The organism is Flavobacterium sp. MEB061 (assembly GCF_000834715.1).
GTDB lineage: Bacteria > Bacteroidota > Bacteroidia > Flavobacteriales > Flavobacteriaceae > Flavobacterium > Flavobacterium pectinovorum.
In genome coordinates, this window is sequence record NZ_JXQR01000004.1 from 63,523 (window position 1) to 80,780 (window position 17,258).

Here is a 17,258-nt window from a genome sequence, read left to right on the forward strand (position 1 = left end):
AATCTGTCCTAATTTGGAACATCTTTTTTATTTCTTTAAACTTTGAACCTTTGTATCTTTGAACCTCTGAACCTCAAAAGAAAAAAATGGACGAAACTCCAAAACGATTTGACCGAATTGTCGCTATACTGATTCAATTACAATCTAAAAAAATTGTAAAAGCTCAGGAATTGGCTGATCGTTTTGACTGTAGTTTGAGAACGATTTACAGGGATATTCGAACTTTGGAAGCATCGGGAGTTCCTATTTATAGTGAAGCCGGAGTTGGTTATGCTTTAATGGAAGGTTACAGATTACCGCCTGTAATGTTTACGCGCGAGGAAGTAAGCAGTTTTATTGCTGCCGAAAAACTGATGCAGAAATTTACAGATCCTTCTTTGGGAAATCATTACGCATCGGCGATGTATAAATTGAAATCGGTTTTGAGAAGTAATGACAAAGACTGGCTTTCGAATATTGAATCGAGGGTTGTCATGCAAACTGCAGAACCGATGTTTAACGACAATTCGCCTAATACGCTGGCGGTTCTTTTTGAAAGTATTGCCGAGAAAAAACAAATTTTGTTATCCTATAAAACCTTTGATAAAGAAGAAGTAACGCAGCGAAATATTGAACCTGTTGGTGTTTTTCACGACCATAATAATTGGTATTTTCTGGGTTATTGTCATTTACGAAAAGATTACAGACAATTTCGAACCGATAGAATTCAGGCAATAAAAAAAACAGACTGTGATTTTACGATCGAACATGATTCATTAGAAACATACTTAAATAAAGCGGAAACAATTCCAACGACGAAAGTCCGAATTTTGATTGAAAAGAAAATCGCAAGATATCTTGTAACCGAAAAAAAATATCACGGTTTTGTTTCAGAAAAAGAAATTGACGGGAAAATTGAAATGACTTTTATGTCCAGCAGTGTCGACAATGGTTTTCCTCGGTGGTTTTTAATGTTTGGAGATTATGCCACAATATTAGAGCCTGAAAGCCTTAAAACTAGAGCTTTAGAATTATTAGAAGTCAACAGAAAAAGACTTTTATAAAAAAACTCCCGAGAAAATATCTTCGGGAGTTTTTTATTTTATTGCTGAGTTTTGACAACATTATAAAAGTTATAATCTGTATTTGAGGCATCTGTAATTCCGATGTTTCTTCCCATTGTTACAATCTGACCTCTATGATAAGTGCCATGATTAATAACCTGAAGTAAATAGTCAGAAATTGGAAGCTCACATTCAAACCAGGGATTAATGATTTTAACTTTTTTTACCAAATCTTCTTCTGACAATGAATTAATAAAGTCGGCCAATTTTTTAGATGAATTTAATAAACCTGAAAGAATTTCTTCTTTAGACAATTCACTTTCCGGTTTCTTTTCTAATAGAGAATTTTCAGAAATAACAGAAAACCAATATTCTTCTGTCGACCAAATATGATCGAGTGTTTTCATAATAGTCGAAAAACTCGAAGGTACTTCTGCATAAAGCAGTTCATCAGATTTCGGCGAAAGCCAATTCACGAATTGTTGATTTACCCATAAATTGTAACCTGCATAATTGGACATTATATTTTTTAAGCTCATGGTCAATAATTTTAGATTTGTTCAATAAAGTTATAATATAAAATTTGTCTAATTATCTTTCCCAGAAAAAAGGAGGTTCAATTCCTAAAGCTCTTAGGTACACATAACCTTGTCCGCGATGATGCACTTCATTATCAATAAAATATAAAATATTCTGAATTACCGGAAATTCATATTGACCAAAAAGATTAAAGGTTTCATTAAAATCTTCTATCGAAAGTTTTTGCCAATACTCGTTAATTTCGGCAGTTGCTTCGTCCCATTTTTCAAGGTACTGCGCTTTAAAAACTAATTTTTCTGAATCCTCAGCAAATGGTTTTGTTTCTTTAGTCACGATTCCTTTTAAACCCGGAACCGCAATGGCTAAAAGTTCATCGGCTAATTTTGCAAAAGGTCGCATTCCTGCAATAGAAAATTCAAAAAAGTCTTTTTCAGGAAAAGCTTCAATTACACGACGCGTAAGAGCGCGGTGACCTTGCCAATGTTTCAATAAATCTTCTGGAGTAATTACCTGGGCTGCTAATGTTTTCATGATTTTAAAGTTTTAATTATTTAATACTTCAAAATTATTGAGGGTTGGTGACAACAGTTTGTCAACAGGAAATAAAAAAATAGAAAAATTTCTATTTTTTTATTTCCGTAGAGACGCACAGCAGTGCGTCTACATAAAGTAACCTCATTTTATTCCGTTATGTCGAACCCGACAGGTTTTAAAAACCTGTCGGGTTTAGTATTGCGTTTACGATGTGTAATAAATTGTGGTTACTGTTCGGGAGACACACTGCTGTGCGCCTCTACGATTTAGATCGACGATATAAATTGTGGAAAATATCTGTTTCTTTAAATATTATTATTGAAAATTTATTTATTCTCTGTGCCAAACTAAACTCATAATTCATAATTCATAACTAATAACTTATAACTAAATTACCTATTCTTCAACCATTCAAATAAACGATTGGCATCTTCAAATTTAAATAATTGTGTGCCTTCATTCATTGTTGCGGCAGATCCACAGGCAACACCCCAACGAATTACTTCTTTCAGGTTTTTATTTTGAGATAATGCCCAAACCATTCCGCCCACCATACTATCTCCTGCTCCAACGGTACTTTTTTTAGCCACATTGGGTGCCGGAACAAAATCACAACTATCTTTTGTGACTAAAACTGCTCCTTGCGGACCAAGAGAAACTACTACAATTTCTGCTCCGCCGTTGGCAATGATTTTTTTAGCGGCATCGTCTACTTCTTCCATCTCCAGACGTTCAACGCCTATTAATTTTGCCAGTTCACCAACATTTGGTTTTATGAGATAAGCTCCTGTTTCTAAAACTTTCTTTAATGCTTCGCCAGAAGTATCTACAACTAATTTTGAGTTTGATGTTTTTGCTATTTCAGCTATTTTTTGATAAAAATCATCAGACAATCCTTCATTTAAGCTTCCGCTTGCCACCAGAAATTTTGGCTTTAAATTCGAAATCGTTTCTAAAATCTTCTCAACTTCCCAATCTTCTAAAACATCCCCCGAAAATCCAAAACGATATTGCGAGTTTGTATGATCATCAACAGCAATAAAATTTTCTCTTGTTGCTGTTTTGGTTTCGATTACTTCAAAATCTATCTTTTCTTCTGTAACCAAATCTTTTAGCATTTTTCCAACTGGTCCGCCAGCTGTAAAAACGGCTAATGAATTTCCGCGCAAGCGGGAAATTGCTTTAGAAACATTTATTCCGCCACCGCCTGCATCAAATTGAGGGTCTTTACATCTTATTTTTTGTTCTGCAATTAAGCCTGAAAAGTGAGTGCTTTTATCTACAGAAGGATTTACAGTTAGTGTAACTATATCAAATGATTTCATTTTTTCTATTTTTTAATTCTCTTAAAGATCCGAAAAAAATGTCAATTTTAGTATCCTATTATTAATGTAACCAAAGTGATTCTCATTAAAATAAGCCAAAACCTTTGCTCCCGAAGCTTCGGGATTGTACCTTTGTAGCATAAAAACATTGGAACTTAGAAAAAATGATCGAAGATAAAAATCCGCAACGTACCAGTTTAGCGCAATTAGGCGAGTTTGGCCTGATTGAACATTTAACCAAAAATTTTGATGTTACACAAGAATCTACTTTAAAAAGTATAGGCGATGATGCTGCGGTTCTTGATTTTAAAGATAAAAAAGTACTTATTTCTACCGATTTATTAATTGAAGGCGTACATTTTGATTTGGCTTATATGCCATTAAAACACTTAGGTTACAAAGCTGTCGTGGTAAATGTGTCTGATATTTGTGCGATGAATGCCAAACCAACGCAAATAACGGTTTCTGTAGCTGTTTCTAATCGTTTTCCACTAGAAGCCCTGGAAGAATTATTTGAAGGCATTACACACGCTGCAAAAGAATATAAAGTTGATGTTATTGGCGGAGATACAACCTCATCTCAAAAAGGATTAATTATTAGTATTACTGCTATTGGTGAAGCTAATGAAGATGAAATTGTTTATAGAAATGGAGCCAAACAAACTGATTTGCTTGTTGTAACAGGTGATATTGGAGCTGCTTATATGGGATTGCAGGTTTTGGAGCGCGAAAAACAGGTTTTTCAGGTTAATCCAAACAGTCAGCCGGATTTAGATCCTTATACTTATTTAGTGGAACGTCAATTAAAACCGGAAGCCCGAAAAGATGTTCGTACTTTATTACATGCTCTTGAAATTAAGCCAACTTCGATGATTGATATTTCTGATGGATTATCTTCAGAAATTATTCATTTGTGTAAACAATCAAAAGTGGGTTGTAATTTATATGAAGATAAATTACCGCTTGATCCGCAATTTATTTCGACTTGTGAAGAATTTAATATTGACAGCACAACGGTTGCGATCAATGGCGGAGAAGATTATGAGTTGTTGTTTACGATTGACATTAATGATTTTGATAAAATAAAAGGAAACCCGAACTTTTCAATCATTGGCCATATGGCTGATGAAAGCGAAGGAATAAATCTGGTTACACGCGCAAACACTCAAATTCCTTTAAAAGCTCGTGGCTGGGATGCTTTGAGCGAATAAACTTTTTAAATTCCAAAATAGAAATTCCAAATTCCAACGATACTGAGTGTCAATTGGAATTTGGAATTTTTTTATTGAAATTTTTTATTCTAAAAAAGCCCTTTGCTTTTGGCTTCTTTGACCAATTCTTCGTCAAGTCCGGATTTTATTTTTAATAGTTCTTTCAGATTGATTTTTCGTTTTTCGATTGCGTTTAATGAAATCGGAATATATTGTGGCATTTCGTGTGTTGGAGTTCCTTTTGATAAATGAAATAATATTTGTTTGTCAAATTCGTCAATTTCAATGGAATTATGAGGCGACTGATTCAGCATTTTTTGAACTGACTGACTGTAATATTTATCGTTTTTCATTACTTTATCAAAGGCAAAAAGCAATTCATCAAACGTAAGGTCATTTTTAATTACTAAACCATTTGGGTTGATGGTTCTGATTATGGTTTTAATTTTCAGTAATTCTGTATACATCGTAAGCAGAATAACACTGCAATTGGGCATTTTTTTCAGAATTAACTTTGCCAGATCTTCACCAGAATAAAGATCTTTTTCTTCATAAGCCGGCATACTAATGTCTAAAAAGGCAACATCGAAATTCGGAGTTGCTTCATTCTCGATTAAATCATAAGCAGATCTGCAATCATAAGCCTGCGAAATAACAAAATCATATTTCTTAGGGTTGTACCGTGTAATAGCATTTTTGTATCCTTCAATAATAAAAGGATGATCGTCAACTATTAATACATTACGTCTAATTAATTGAGAAACTGGGGGGTTTTGTTCAATTGTCATTATTTTGCAGGTTAATTTTTTGATCTATTGGCACTTTTACAGCTAGTAAGGTTCCTTCTCCCTGAACAGATTTTATTGACATACTTCCTTTACATTCTGCAGCTCTGTATTCAATATTATGCAAACCTATTCCGTTTTTGGTTCTCTTTGTATTAAACCCAATTCCATCATCATAAATTGATAAAATCAGATAGTTTATTTCACTTTTAAATTCAACAGTAATTTTTTCTGCATTAGCATATTTATTACAATTTTGAAGTGCTTCCTGAATAATTCTGTACAAATTAATCTTTACGGCATTACTCACCAATTCCCACTTTATTTGGGGGTCAATAGAAGTAATCAATTCCGAATCATAAGTGTTTTGTTGGTTTTCAAACAATTTGTTTAAAATTAGGACAAAATTATTAATTAGTTCGGATTTTTCTCTATTTAAATCATGCGAAATTTCACGTATATCTTCTTCGATATTTTTAAGCTCCGTCAAATATTTTCTTCTTTTCGGTAATGCTTCGTCTTCATCCATTTGTTCCAGACTGTCAAGGCTTATTCTAATGCCAAACATTCTGCCCAAAACTCCGTCGTGCAATTCCTGAGCAACCTTTTTCTTTTCTTTTATACGTGTTAATTCGATATCATTTTGCTGAGAAATCAGCAAATTATAAATATCCTCATTGGCAACTTGCTGCTGCTGTTTAAAAAGCAATTCCCTATTACGGGCTTGCTGAGTTTTATAAACGTAGAAAAATAATCCCACCAAAGTACAAATACTAAAAACATAAACTAAGGTTTTGTTCTTTTCCTGCAAGTTGGAGTTTTGATCTTTAATTTCATTTGTTTCGTATTCAATGCGGGAGAATTTCTCCCCCATATTACGTTCAGCTTTCAACATTTTATCATTAAGATGAATATATTCTTTTGAATAAATGGAAGCATTTTTTGGATCAACAATTGCAATTTGTTTAAGAGCAATTAAGGTATTAATTAATTTATCTGATGTACGAGCCTGCATTAAGGCTTGTTTTGAAAATTGTATGGCTTTAAATGTATCTTTTTTAAAAGCAAAATACTCTGATAAATGAATTTTGGTGGCTATTATTTCTGCCTTAAGCTTTAAACTATCTCTAATCTTTAAAGATTGGTAAAACAAGTCCGGCAATTGATCAGATTCTTTTAATTTAAATTTAGTGTAAGCCAAATTATCCAATAGTATAGCATATAAGGTTGGTTTGTCCTTAAACAGATTGGTTTGTTCTAATCCTTCTTTAAAAAAAACTTTCGCTTTTTTATAATTATATGTCTTTAAATAAACATATCCTATATTATTTAATGAAGTCGCTTTATATTGAAATTCTAATGGTATTGATTTATCTTCTAATACCAATAAGGCTTTGTTTTGAAACTCGAGTGCCTTGTCATATTCTTCTCTTTCATTATATAATATTCCCAAAATATTATAACTCTCATAAAAAAGATCATTTACATTTTTTTGTTTTTTTAAACTACTTAAAGCCTTGAATACATTAATTTCACTTTCAAAAAAATCACCTTCGTTATATTGAAGACTAGCTTTATTTAAAAACGTTTTAGCAATATGATATTCATCTTTTAACCTTAAATAAAGTTTTTCAGCCTTATAGTAATTCATAAAAGCACTATCAGCAATGGATTTTACTACATAATAATCTCCTAAATATGAATAGGCTTTAGCAATATTAGCTGAGTCATTAGATTTTTTTGATCGTTCTAAAATTAACCTGGTGGTTTCGGTGTATCCCTTCCAATCGCTCATATTGTAATATCGATTGGCAACTTTAAAAAGATTTACTTTATTTATTGAATCATCTTTTTGATTTAATATAATAGACAAGGCTTTTCTATTATAATCTTGCTTAAAATTTAAAGGTAATTTCTCTTCATTAGCCAATGAAAGATAAGTTGGAAGACTGTCTGAGGAAGAAGTTATATTTTTCTCTGAATTTGTTTTTTCAGAACAAGCTCCAAAAACAAAAATTAAAAATAATAGTATGTGAAATTTTCTTTTCAACGTTGTCAATTTCATCAAAAATACTAAAACTATACATACAAAAATAAGGCTGCCAAAATTTTGGCAGCCTAAAATATTATCAGGTAAATTAATTAAAATTAATCTTGCTTTTTGTTTAAGCCTAAAGATTGATTAACAGCTGTAAAATCTAAGTTATTGTTTATTACTGTAGATTCTTCAGTTGGCATTAGTCCATCAACTTTTTTAGTTTGGCCACCTGTTGCACCGCCTCTGGGATCAATAGATTTTTCAAAATAGGTATTTTTATTTAAAGCATTTGCTGCCATTTCTGGTGCCGTAAATGAAGTTGTTACTACTACTAAAGAAAATAATCCGATTGTTAAAGCTGCTTTTTTCATGTTTTTGAGGTGTTTAGTTTTGATTTATTTTTGGGGCTTATGATTGCTTTGGTTGCAAATCATGGGACAAAGCTAAGACCACGACATAAAAAAATTGTGCGAAAAAATCAGTTTATGGTAAAACATGCCCAATTGATAGTCAATGAACGTCAAATCGATGTAAATACTTAGTTTTTAGACTTCTAAGTAATTTCCTGCAGAAAAATTAGTAATAATCAAATCAACATTTGATTTATAGGTTTTTGAGAAAGGAATTTTCTTCGGAGAATTTTTAATGTAACAAACTGAGTGTCCGCTATGAATTCTGGAAATGTAATTTTGATTGATAATAAAGCTATTATGAATTCTTACAAACGGGTGCGATAAAACAAACTCAAAATGTTTTAAGGTTTTAAAAGCGGTTATCATTTCGCCGGAACTCAAATAAATATCTGTAGAATTATTATCGGCTTGAAAATAACAAATATCGTCTGTAGATATATAACGATAATCGCCATATGATTTAATGCATAAAATAAGCGGTTTATCAATTTGAGCAGGCTGCAAAGCTGGAATTACTGAAGTATTAATTCTATTTTTAATTTTAGCAGCATTTGCTTCTAAAGTTGTCTTGTCCAGCTTTAAAATAATTTTAAGCAAATCAATCTCTAAAACAGGTTTCAGGATATAATCAAAAACATTGTATTGAATCGCATCAAAAGCAAGCTCTTTTGCAGAAGTGGTGACAATTATTTTAGGTACTTCTGTAAGATATCGATGCAATTCATTAATGAAGGAAAGCGATAAATTGCTGGACAATTCTTTGGGATCAATTTCTAAAAAAATAAAAGAAGGCTTATGTTCTAAAACTAAATTCAATCCGTCCTGATAATTTGTAGCCGTTGCAATACAGGTAAGTTCTGAAAACTCTTCGGCCAGCGCGTGAGTTTTCAAAATATCTTCGGCGTTATCATCAATAATAATATAAGAATACTTTTTCAATATTATTTTTAAAAATGGTGTTTAGACTTTGTATGCGCATCTAATTTACGCAATTCTGTTAATCAAACATTTCATTGTTAATAAGTATAAACAAATGTTAAAATAAGGAAATAAACACGCCAATGCAAAATTAAAAAATCCCAAACTCCTATTGGAATTTGGGATTTTAATATATGAAATTTAAAAAAATTACATTTTCATCAACCAGTTTTTCATAGAAACTTCGTTTTCGATAATATCTTTCAATTCAGAAATTTTTACACGATCTTGTTTCATGGTATCTCTATGACGAATTGTTACTGTTTCATCATCGATTGTTTGATGATCTACAGTGATACAAAACGGAGTTCCAAGTGCATCTTGTCTTCTGTAACGACGACCTACTGCATCTTTTTCGTCATAAGCTACACTGAAATCCCATTTTAAATCTTCGATGATTTTTTTAGAAATTTCAGGTAAACCGTCTCTTTTAATTAATGGCAAAATAGCAACTTTTGTTGGTGCCAGAACTGATGGTAATTTCAATACTGTTCTAGTTGAACCGTCTTCAAGAGTTTCTTCTTGTAATGAAGTGGCAAAAACAGCCAGGAACATACGATCTAAACCTACTGAAGTTTCAACTACATATGGCACGTAGTTTTCATTTAATTCAGGATCAAAATATTGCAATTTTCTACCAGAATATTGTTCGTGTGCTTTTAAATCAAAATCTGTACGAGAGTGAATTCCTTCTAATTCTTTAAATCCGAACGGGAAGTTAAATTCAATATCGGCAGCAGCATTGGCATAATGGGCTAATTTTTCGTGATCGTGAAAACGATAATTCTCTTTTCCTAATCCCAAAGATAAATGCCAGTTTAAACGGGCTTCTTTCCAGTGATGGTACCATTTCATTTCTTCACCCGGACGAACGAAAAATTGCATTTCCATTTGTTCGAATTCACGCATACGGAAAATAAATTGTCTTGCAACAATTTCATTTCTAAACGCTTTACCCGTTTGAGCAATTCCAAAAGGAACTTTCATACGACCTGATTTTTGAACATTCAGGAAATTCACAAAAATACCCTGCGCTGTTTCCGGACGTAAATATAAATCCATTGCAGAATCTGCAGAAGCTCCCAATTTTGTTCCGAACATTAGGTTAAATTGCTTAACATCTGTCCAGTTTCTTGAACCGGTTTCAGGATCAGCAATTTCTAATTCTTCGATTAAAGCTTTTACATCCTGAAGATCTTCGCTCATACCTTTTGCAAGTCTTGATAAAATTTCTTTATATTTTGAAAGATATTCTACAACACGAGCATTTGTGGTAACAAATTCTTCTTCATTAAAAGCATCTCCAAAACGAGCTTTTGCTTTTTCAATTTCTTTTTGAGCTTTTTGATTTAGCTTTTCAGCATAATCTTCTACTAAAACATCAGCTCTATATCTTTTTTTCGAATCTTTATTATCAATTAACGGGTCATTGAAAGCATCAACGTGGCCTGAAGCTTTCCAGGTTGTTGGATGCATCAATATTGCAGCATCAAGGCCGACAATATTCTCGTTCATCTGAACCATTGATTTCCACCAATATTCACGGATATTCTTTTTTAATTCGACTCCATTTTGTGCGTAATCATACACTGCACTTAATCCGTCGTATACTTCGCTTGACGGAAAAATAAATCCGTACTCTTTTGCGTGCGAAACCACATTCTTAAATATATCTTCTTGTTTTGCCATAGTGATGCAAAAATATAAAAAGTACGTTTAAAAAAAAGAAAAATTATAAAGATTGAAGCATTGATTTAATTATTTTTGTAACCAAATTCTGTCTATTTGTGTTTAATTCTCTTCTTAACCTGTTTTTCCCTAAAGTTTGTGCCGGATGTCGCAAACTTTTATTAGCAACCGAAAATGTTTTATGTACAAATTGTCGTCATGAAATACCTCTGACTCAATATCATTTGGATAGCAAAAATGAAGCTGTCAAAAAATTTTACGGCAAGATTGAAATTGAGTATGCATCTGCATTTTTATATTTTAATAAAAAAGGAATAGTTCAGGAACTTATTCATAATCTAAAATACAAAGGACAAGAAGAAATTGGTACTATTTTAGGAAACTGGTATATTGAAGATCTTAAAGAACTACAATTGAAAATTCCTTTTGATGTTGTAATTCCGGTGCCATTACACAAAAGAAAACTTAAGGAACGAGGTTATAATCAGGTTACAACCTTTGGAAAAACTTTGGCAAAAGGTCTAGAAATTACTTATGATGATACTGTTTTATATAGAAAAAAGTATTCTAAAACACAATCCAAAAAAAATCTCTTGGGAAGATCAGAGAACATCGAAAATATATTTGATGTTCATTCTATAGAAAAGCATCAAAACAAGCATTTACTAATTATTGATGACGTACTTACTACGGGCGCAACGCTTGAAGCCTGTTCACGTGCTTTACTAAAAATTCCCGGAATTAAAATAAGTATTGTTTGTATGGCGATGGCGAACTCTTAAATTTCAATTTTTTAAATACCAAAAAACAATACATAATTAAACTGGAATTTGGTATTGGATTTTAATAAATAATTATTTTTTTCACTGTTCTTTTATCTCCATCAATAACTGTTACAAAATACATACCCGCTGCTACATCAGATAATTTAATATCTTGTTTAAAGTTTGGTGTACTTTCGAAAGTATTCAAATATATTCTTTTACCTAAAACATTATGAACAAAAACCTGAACTCCGGTTTTTGATTCGGTTGTAAATTGAATTGTAAAACTTCCCTTGTTTGGGTTTGGGTAAAGAACTAAAGCAACATCATCAGGTTCTTTGACTCCTAAGGTAAATTTTTGACTACAAATATTAATTGATGCTGAATTAATGGTACCAAATCTACCTGTAACGGCATCCCGAACTCTTAAAGTCCAGGGCCCTTGCGAATTTTCTCCATTAAAAGCAGCTAAAGCATCAACCGGAAAAACAATTTGAGCTATTGTTTTTGCGCAATCTAATTCAATCCCAGAATCATCATATTGCAATGATAATGTAGAATCTGTACCTGAACAGCCTTTATTAAATAACTGAACAACAGTGCCGGCTGGACTAACGATTTGAATTTCCAGATCAGAAAATCGTGCATGTGTCACATTCAAATCGACACTTACATTTGACACAGTTTCTGTTGATGTTGGAACAGTGATAGTCCTTGATGTATAATTACTTGAAGTTGGAATAGTAAACGAACTGCCAAAACTATAGGAATTACATGTTGTTGTTGATGTATATCCTATAGCAAAAGATTTAGCATTTAAGGCGTAATAAATATTTGCTGTTGGCTCAATCAAAATTCTGCAACTTGTTGATGAAACCACGCTTGTTGGAATCAAAATAGATTCTGAACCATCATTTGGAGTATTTGCTGCTAAAATTAGAGGAAATGTTAAGCCTCCATCGGTAGATAATTTTATATTTACATTTGATGAACCTTCCAGATTAGTGGTGTTATTTACATTCCATGTAATAGTTTGAAAAGATCCTTGTGCCCAACTTAAGTCAGCAGTATTTTGAGACGTAACTGCAAATGGTCCAGCTGAAGAAGATACATTTACAGTCATTTCGTCTGTATTTGTTTGAGCTGTTCCAAAAACCCCGTTATCTCTGGCCGTTAAAGTAAAATGTAATGTTCTTGCAATAGAAGAAACAGATTCCCAGGTTGTTGTTAATCTATTTTGAAGAACAGAACTAAAACTTGGCATATATCGAACGAGCGAACTATTAGGGGCTACTGATCTAAATAATGGTCCGTCTGGCTTAGTAGCATATGCTACACTATTTCCATTTGAAGTTGTTGTTGCATTATCATTTTCTTCCCAATTATAAGTGGTACTGCCTTCAACATTTGAACCTGTACCGGTTAAAACGAAAGCTGTACTAATTGGAATCGTGTAATCTGGACCCGCCCCAATTGTTGGCGGATTATTTGTCAATGCTGTGCTTACCGGACAGCTTTTTCCTGCAAGATTATTTTGAATTTGCAAAATACTAACATAAGCAAAATAGTCGTCAGAATTGTTTTGAACATTATAATCTGTTATTCCGGCATATCCCATAATCGTAGAACCACTTCCCGGTTCAACATTTACGCTGGTTCTTTCTCCGGCATCGTATGAAAAAGTATGATTTGCTCCTAATTGATGTCCTATTTCATGAACCACAAAATCAATATCAAATGTATCCCCTTCAGGTTTTCCGTCTGATGGTGAGGTGTACGCGCTTCCTTTTTCAGAATTTACACAAACACAGCCAATACAATTTGCATTACCCCCGCCTCCAGAAGCTCCAAATAAATGACCAATATCATAATTCCCTTCTCCAATAACATTCGTTAATGTACTTTGCACTTCCTGGTTCCATGCACCATCTACTCCTACTCCTGCATTTGAATAAGGGTCTGATGAAGCATCTGTATAAATTACTGCATCATTGTTTGCGATTAAAACAAGGTGTAATGCCAAGTCTTTATTTAAAACTCCATTAACTCGTGTCAGAGTTGCATTCATTCCTGCTAATGCCCCCACCTTTGTACCTCCAAAATATGAAGTATATTCTCCTGTACATGACAATGCCAATCGCATTGTTTTAAAAACTTTGTTATTTGAAGTTGTTTTTGCAGTTTTATCTGAACTATTACGGTCTGATTTTACATCAATAGTTTTACAAATTAACTTCGAACTTTCTGTTTTATTTGAAGTAAATAAAATGTATTCTGATTTATCATCCGGATTTTGCTCTATAAATTCAGAAGGTTTATCGGCACGAATTACCATTGTTTGCGTGCCAATTGGTGAAACGCTAAAGTGTATTTTTGCCGATTTATCGTCTATCCCACGACCTTCGTAAGCTCTTATTTCAGGATATTTTGCCTGTAATTCAGGATCGAAATTTGAAAATTCCCAAACTGAAAATCTTTCCAAAACACCTTCCGAGTTAGGAATTGTAATTTCTGAAGTACTATTTTTTGAACTTTTACTGGTTGCCGATGAAAGTTTTGCTTTCAGAAAATCTGAATTCAATTTATAATATAATTTATCTGAATCAGACGAATTTATACTTTTATTCAAAACTGAACCAGAACTCCTTTGCCATAAATCATCATTTTGAGCATGGACTTTGATACAACAAAAAATAAGTAATAAAAATAGTAGCTGTTTATTCATACTCAAGGGATTTAAAAAATCAAAATTAAGTGAATTAAATTAAATTCTTACATATATACGACAATTAATGGTTTTTTATCGACCAGCGAGCCCATTATCATAAAAAGTGACTTTATTATCTTAAAAAATCAATTAATGTTAGTGTCAAATTTAAAATAGATAGCATAAATTTGCACCATCCTAAACAATTTGCTTTGAAGCTCTTTCATTCTATAAACGATTTTCAATCAACCAAGAAAACTATTTTAACTCTTGGTACCTTTGATGGCGTACATATTGGTCATAAAAAAATTTTAGAACGAATTACCCAAAATACTGAAAACGGAAAATACGAAAGTTTAGTGCTTACTTTTTTTCCGCATCCGCGAATGGTACTACAGGAAAAATCAGAAATAAAACTTTTAAATACTATTGCCGAAAAATCTAAATTATTAGAAGAAACCGGAATAGAAAATCTTGTTATTCATCCGTTTAACGAAAGTTTTTCGAGATTAACAGCCGAAGAGTTTGTTCATTCTATTTTAGTTGATCAATTTCATATTCAAAAGATAATTATCGGGCATGATCACCGTTTTGGAAGAAACAGAACAGCAAATATTGATGATCTAATTGCTTTTGGTGCTGAATATGGTTTTGAAGTTGAGCAAATTTCGGCACAGGAAATTCAGGATGTTTCGGTAAGTTCTACCAAAATCAGAAAAGCTTTGGATGAAGGAAATATAACCTTGGCCAATGATTATTTGGGTTATGCTTATTTTTTAAGCGGCGAAGTTGTAAAAGGAAAACAATTAGGAAGAACAATTGGTTTTCCAACGGCCAATATCCAAATTGAAGAAGATTATAAAAAAATCCCTAAAAACGGTGTTTATATCGTGAAAACCTTTATTGATAACGTAGTCATTTTCGGAATGATGAATATTGGTTTTAATCCAACCGTAAATGGACAAAAGCAAACTATCGAAGTCAATCTTTTTGATTTTGATGCTGATATTTATGGTCAGAAACTAGAAATCTCTTTATTGGAATATATTCGGGAAGAGCAAAAATTCGGATCTGTAGATTTACTTAAAGAACAATTAAATAAGGATAAAAAGACGGCCTTAGACTTTGTGGGGCAACTTTAGGAAAAATCGTTATTTATTTTGATGAAAATCAGATCCTATTAAACGTACTGCCTGTCATTTCGACGGAGGAGAAATCTCCACAAGTAACTCCACAAAGAGAATCCAATCTTTGTCGAGCTTCTCACGGAGATTTCTCCTCCGTCGAAATGACAATATTGTGTTTAAACTTTGCGGCTTTGCAAGAAAGTTATTGTTTAAAGAAGCTTAACTTAATGACATTGCCCGTAGGGACTACACCTGATATCTATTATTTGCCACTATATATACTTTATATCCATTTAAAAAACTTTGTACTTCTTTTTTTAGTAAATTTGACACACAACTCTGTTTGTCAACAATTTACTATTAACTTCTTTAAAAATAACCATTATGAAATTACCTAAAGAAATACTCAACGGTTTTTTAATTTTCCTGGGAATTGGCATTTATTTTTTATTGATGAATGTATTAGGATTAGCTGATTTGTTTTACTTACGTACCTTAAATGTACTGTTCATATTTTATGGCGTAAACAGGACAATGCAAATGAATCTTAATGAAGGAGAAAATGATTTTGTGTCAAACGCAGTTTCTGCCATAACAACATCTGTAGTTGGTGTATCTATGAGTGTTTTTGGCTTGTTAGTTTACAGTTATGCACGAGGCGGCGATGCCTATGTAAAAACACTGTCTGAAGCATTTATGTTTGGAGGAAACCCATCTGTACCAACTTATTGCATTTGTTTATTATTTGAAGGACTTGCTTCTTCTGTTATTGTAACCTTAATGATGATGTTGTATTGGAACAATAAATATGCAGCCGATTAATTTTTTAGAATAAAATATATAATTTAAACACTCTAAAATCATAAAAAGATATAATTATATGATTTTAGAGTGTTTCTTTTTTGAAAATAACTATCAATTGTTCATTTACAGAATTCGGCATTGGTTGATTAGAACAATTTCGTTACTTTTGAAGCTTCAAAAACAATGTACCTAATGAGTATTACAAAACACAACTGGACAAAAGACGAGATAATCGCCATATATAATAAACCAATGATGGACTTGCTGTATGAAGCAGCAACAATTCACAGACAAAAACATGATCCGAACGTAGTTCAGGTATCTACATTACTATCTATTAAAACCGGGGGCTGTCCTGAAGATTGTGGTTATTGCCCACAAGCTGCACGCTACAACACAGGAGTTGAAGGAAACGACTTGATGAGTGTAAGTCAGGTAAAAGCTCAGGCTTTGCGTGCAAAATCAAGCGGATCATCTCGTGTTTGTATGGGAGCTGCCTGGAGAAATGTAAAAGATGGTGAAGAATTTGATCAGGTTCTTGAAATGGTTCGTACCATCAACAAATTAGACATGGAAGTTTGTTGTACTTTGGGTATGATTACCGAAAATCAGGCACAACGTTTGGCTGAAGCAGGTTTATATGCTTACAATCATAACTTAGATACTTCTGAAGAATATTATAAAGATGTAATTTCAACACGTGGTTTCGAAGACCGTTTGCAAACTATCGAAAATGTTCGTAAAACGAATGTTACCGTTTGTAGCGGTGGAATTATTGGAATGGGAGAAAGTATCGAAGACAGAGCAGGAATGCTTGTAGCGCTTTCTACTTTAAATCCTCAACCTGAATCTGTGCCAATTAATGCTTTGGTTGCTGTTGAAGGAACTCCGATGGAAGAAGAAAAACCAGTTGAAATCTGGGAAATGATTCGTATGGTGGCTACTACAAGAATTGTAATGCCGGATACACAAGTACGTTTATCTGCAGGAAGAACAAATATGAGCCGCGAAGGGCAAGCAATGTGCTTTTTTGCAGGTGCCAATTCTATTTTTGCAGGAGACAAATTACTTACTACACCAAATCCTGATGTACACGAAGACATGAAAATGTTTGAAATGTTAGGATTAATTCCGCAAAAGCCATTTACAAAAGTTTCGCAGCCAAAAACTGTTGAAGCATCAGATTCTCAATTTGCTCCTTTAGGCGAAAAACCAAAATGGTCAAGACCGGGACATACAATTGAAAGAAATCTTGAGGCTTCGATCAAATCAAAAATTTAAGTTATTGAGTTAATAAATC

General features: G+C 32.8%; 15 protein-coding genes. 6 read left to right on the forward strand and 9 right to left on the reverse strand.

All coding sequences use genetic code 11. From position 1 onward, the window contains the following. Window positions 1-86 precede the first annotated feature (86 nt). Window positions 87-1,043, forward strand: a complete 957-nt coding sequence (locus RT99_RS01455; RefSeq protein WP_042562954.1) for a YafY family protein — start codon at window positions 87-89, stop codon at window positions 1,041-1,043. Window positions 1,044-1,081: 38 nt separating this feature from the next. Here RT99_RS01455 and RT99_RS01460 read toward each other — a convergent pair whose 3' ends face one another. The 3 genes from RT99_RS01460 to RT99_RS01470 form a co-directional block, all read right to left on the reverse strand. Further along, window positions 1,082-1,582: a DinB family protein gene (locus RT99_RS01460; protein ID WP_042562955.1), complete on the reverse strand. Its 501-nt coding sequence runs from the start codon at window positions 1,580-1,582 to the stop codon at window positions 1,082-1,084. Window positions 1,583-1,634: 52 nt separating this feature from the next. Beyond that, window positions 1,635-2,114 (reverse strand): DinB family protein, encoded by a 480-nt coding sequence (locus tag RT99_RS01465; protein ID WP_042562956.1) that lies wholly within the window; start codon window positions 2,112-2,114, stop codon window positions 1,635-1,637. Between the two features lie 395 nt (window positions 2,115-2,509). After that, a complete protein-coding gene (locus RT99_RS01470; RefSeq protein ID WP_042562957.1) occupies window positions 2,510-3,442 on the reverse strand; it encodes a 1-phosphofructokinase family hexose kinase in 933 nt (310 codons plus the stop codon). 164 nt (window positions 3,443-3,606) lie between these two features. On the opposite strand from RT99_RS01470, the gene thiL reads away from it, so the two are divergent. Continuing rightward, window positions 3,607-4,653: a thiamine-phosphate kinase gene (gene thiL, locus RT99_RS01475; RefSeq protein ID WP_042562958.1), complete on the forward strand. Its 1,047-nt coding sequence runs from the start codon at window positions 3,607-3,609 to the stop codon at window positions 4,651-4,653. Between the two features lie 89 nt (window positions 4,654-4,742). Here the strand turns inward: thiL and RT99_RS01480 are convergent, their stop codons facing one another. From RT99_RS01480 to RT99_RS01500, 5 genes are all read right to left on the reverse strand, one after another. Continuing rightward, window positions 4,743-5,441, reverse strand: coding sequence for a response regulator transcription factor (locus tag RT99_RS01480; RefSeq protein ID WP_042562959.1), 699 nt, complete (start codon window positions 5,439-5,441; stop codon window positions 4,743-4,745). Further along, window positions 5,431-7,368, reverse strand: coding sequence for an ATP-binding protein (locus RT99_RS01485; RefSeq protein WP_371197927.1), 1,938 nt, complete (start codon window positions 7,366-7,368; stop codon window positions 5,431-5,433). Before RT99_RS01485 ends, RT99_RS01480 begins: the two co-directional genes overlap by 11 nt. Window positions 7,369-7,586: 218 nt before the next feature. Next, window positions 7,587-7,847: a hypothetical protein gene (locus tag RT99_RS01490; protein ID WP_042562961.1), complete on the reverse strand. Its 261-nt coding sequence runs from the start codon at window positions 7,845-7,847 to the stop codon at window positions 7,587-7,589. A 174-nt stretch (window positions 7,848-8,021) separates the two neighbouring features. Next, on the reverse strand, window positions 8,022-8,828 hold the full coding sequence (locus RT99_RS01495; protein ID WP_042562962.1) for a LytTR family DNA-binding domain-containing protein: 807 nt from the start codon (window positions 8,826-8,828) through the stop codon (window positions 8,022-8,024). Window positions 8,829-9,017: 189 nt separating this feature from the next. After that, entirely contained in the window at window positions 9,018-10,556 is a 1,539-nt protein-coding gene (locus RT99_RS01500) for a glycine--tRNA ligase (RefSeq protein WP_042562963.1), read from the reverse strand. Window positions 10,557-10,654: 98 nt separating this feature from the next. Here RT99_RS01500 and RT99_RS01505 point away from each other — a divergent pair, with 98 nt between their 5' ends. After that, window positions 10,655-11,338 (forward strand): ComF family protein, encoded by a 684-nt coding sequence (locus RT99_RS01505; RefSeq protein WP_082036904.1) that lies wholly within the window; start codon window positions 10,655-10,657, stop codon window positions 11,336-11,338. Between the two features lie 61 nt (window positions 11,339-11,399). On the opposite strand, the gene RT99_RS01510 is transcribed toward RT99_RS01505, so the two are convergent. Further along, on the reverse strand, window positions 11,400-14,045 hold the full coding sequence (locus RT99_RS01510; protein ID WP_042562964.1) for a reprolysin-like metallopeptidase: 2,646 nt from the start codon (window positions 14,043-14,045) through the stop codon (window positions 11,400-11,402). Between the two features lie 194 nt (window positions 14,046-14,239). On the opposite strand from RT99_RS01510, the gene RT99_RS01515 reads away from it, so the two are divergent. The 3 genes from RT99_RS01515 (at window position 14,240) to bioB (ending at window position 17,239) form a co-directional block, all read left to right on the forward strand. Further along, window positions 14,240-15,169 carry a bifunctional riboflavin kinase/FAD synthetase gene (locus RT99_RS01515; protein WP_042562965.1) on the forward strand — a complete coding sequence of 310 codons (930 nt, stop codon included), beginning with the start codon at window positions 14,240-14,242 and terminating at the stop codon, window positions 15,167-15,169. A 369-nt stretch (window positions 15,170-15,538) separates the two neighbouring features. Beyond that, a complete protein-coding gene (locus tag RT99_RS01520; protein ID WP_042562966.1) occupies window positions 15,539-15,976 on the forward strand; it encodes a hypothetical protein in 438 nt (145 codons plus the stop codon). A 174-nt stretch (window positions 15,977-16,150) separates the two neighbouring features. After that, entirely contained in the window at window positions 16,151-17,239 is a 1,089-nt protein-coding gene (gene bioB, locus RT99_RS01525; RefSeq protein WP_042562967.1) for a biotin synthase BioB, read from the forward strand. Window positions 17,240-17,258: the final 19 nt, after the last annotated feature.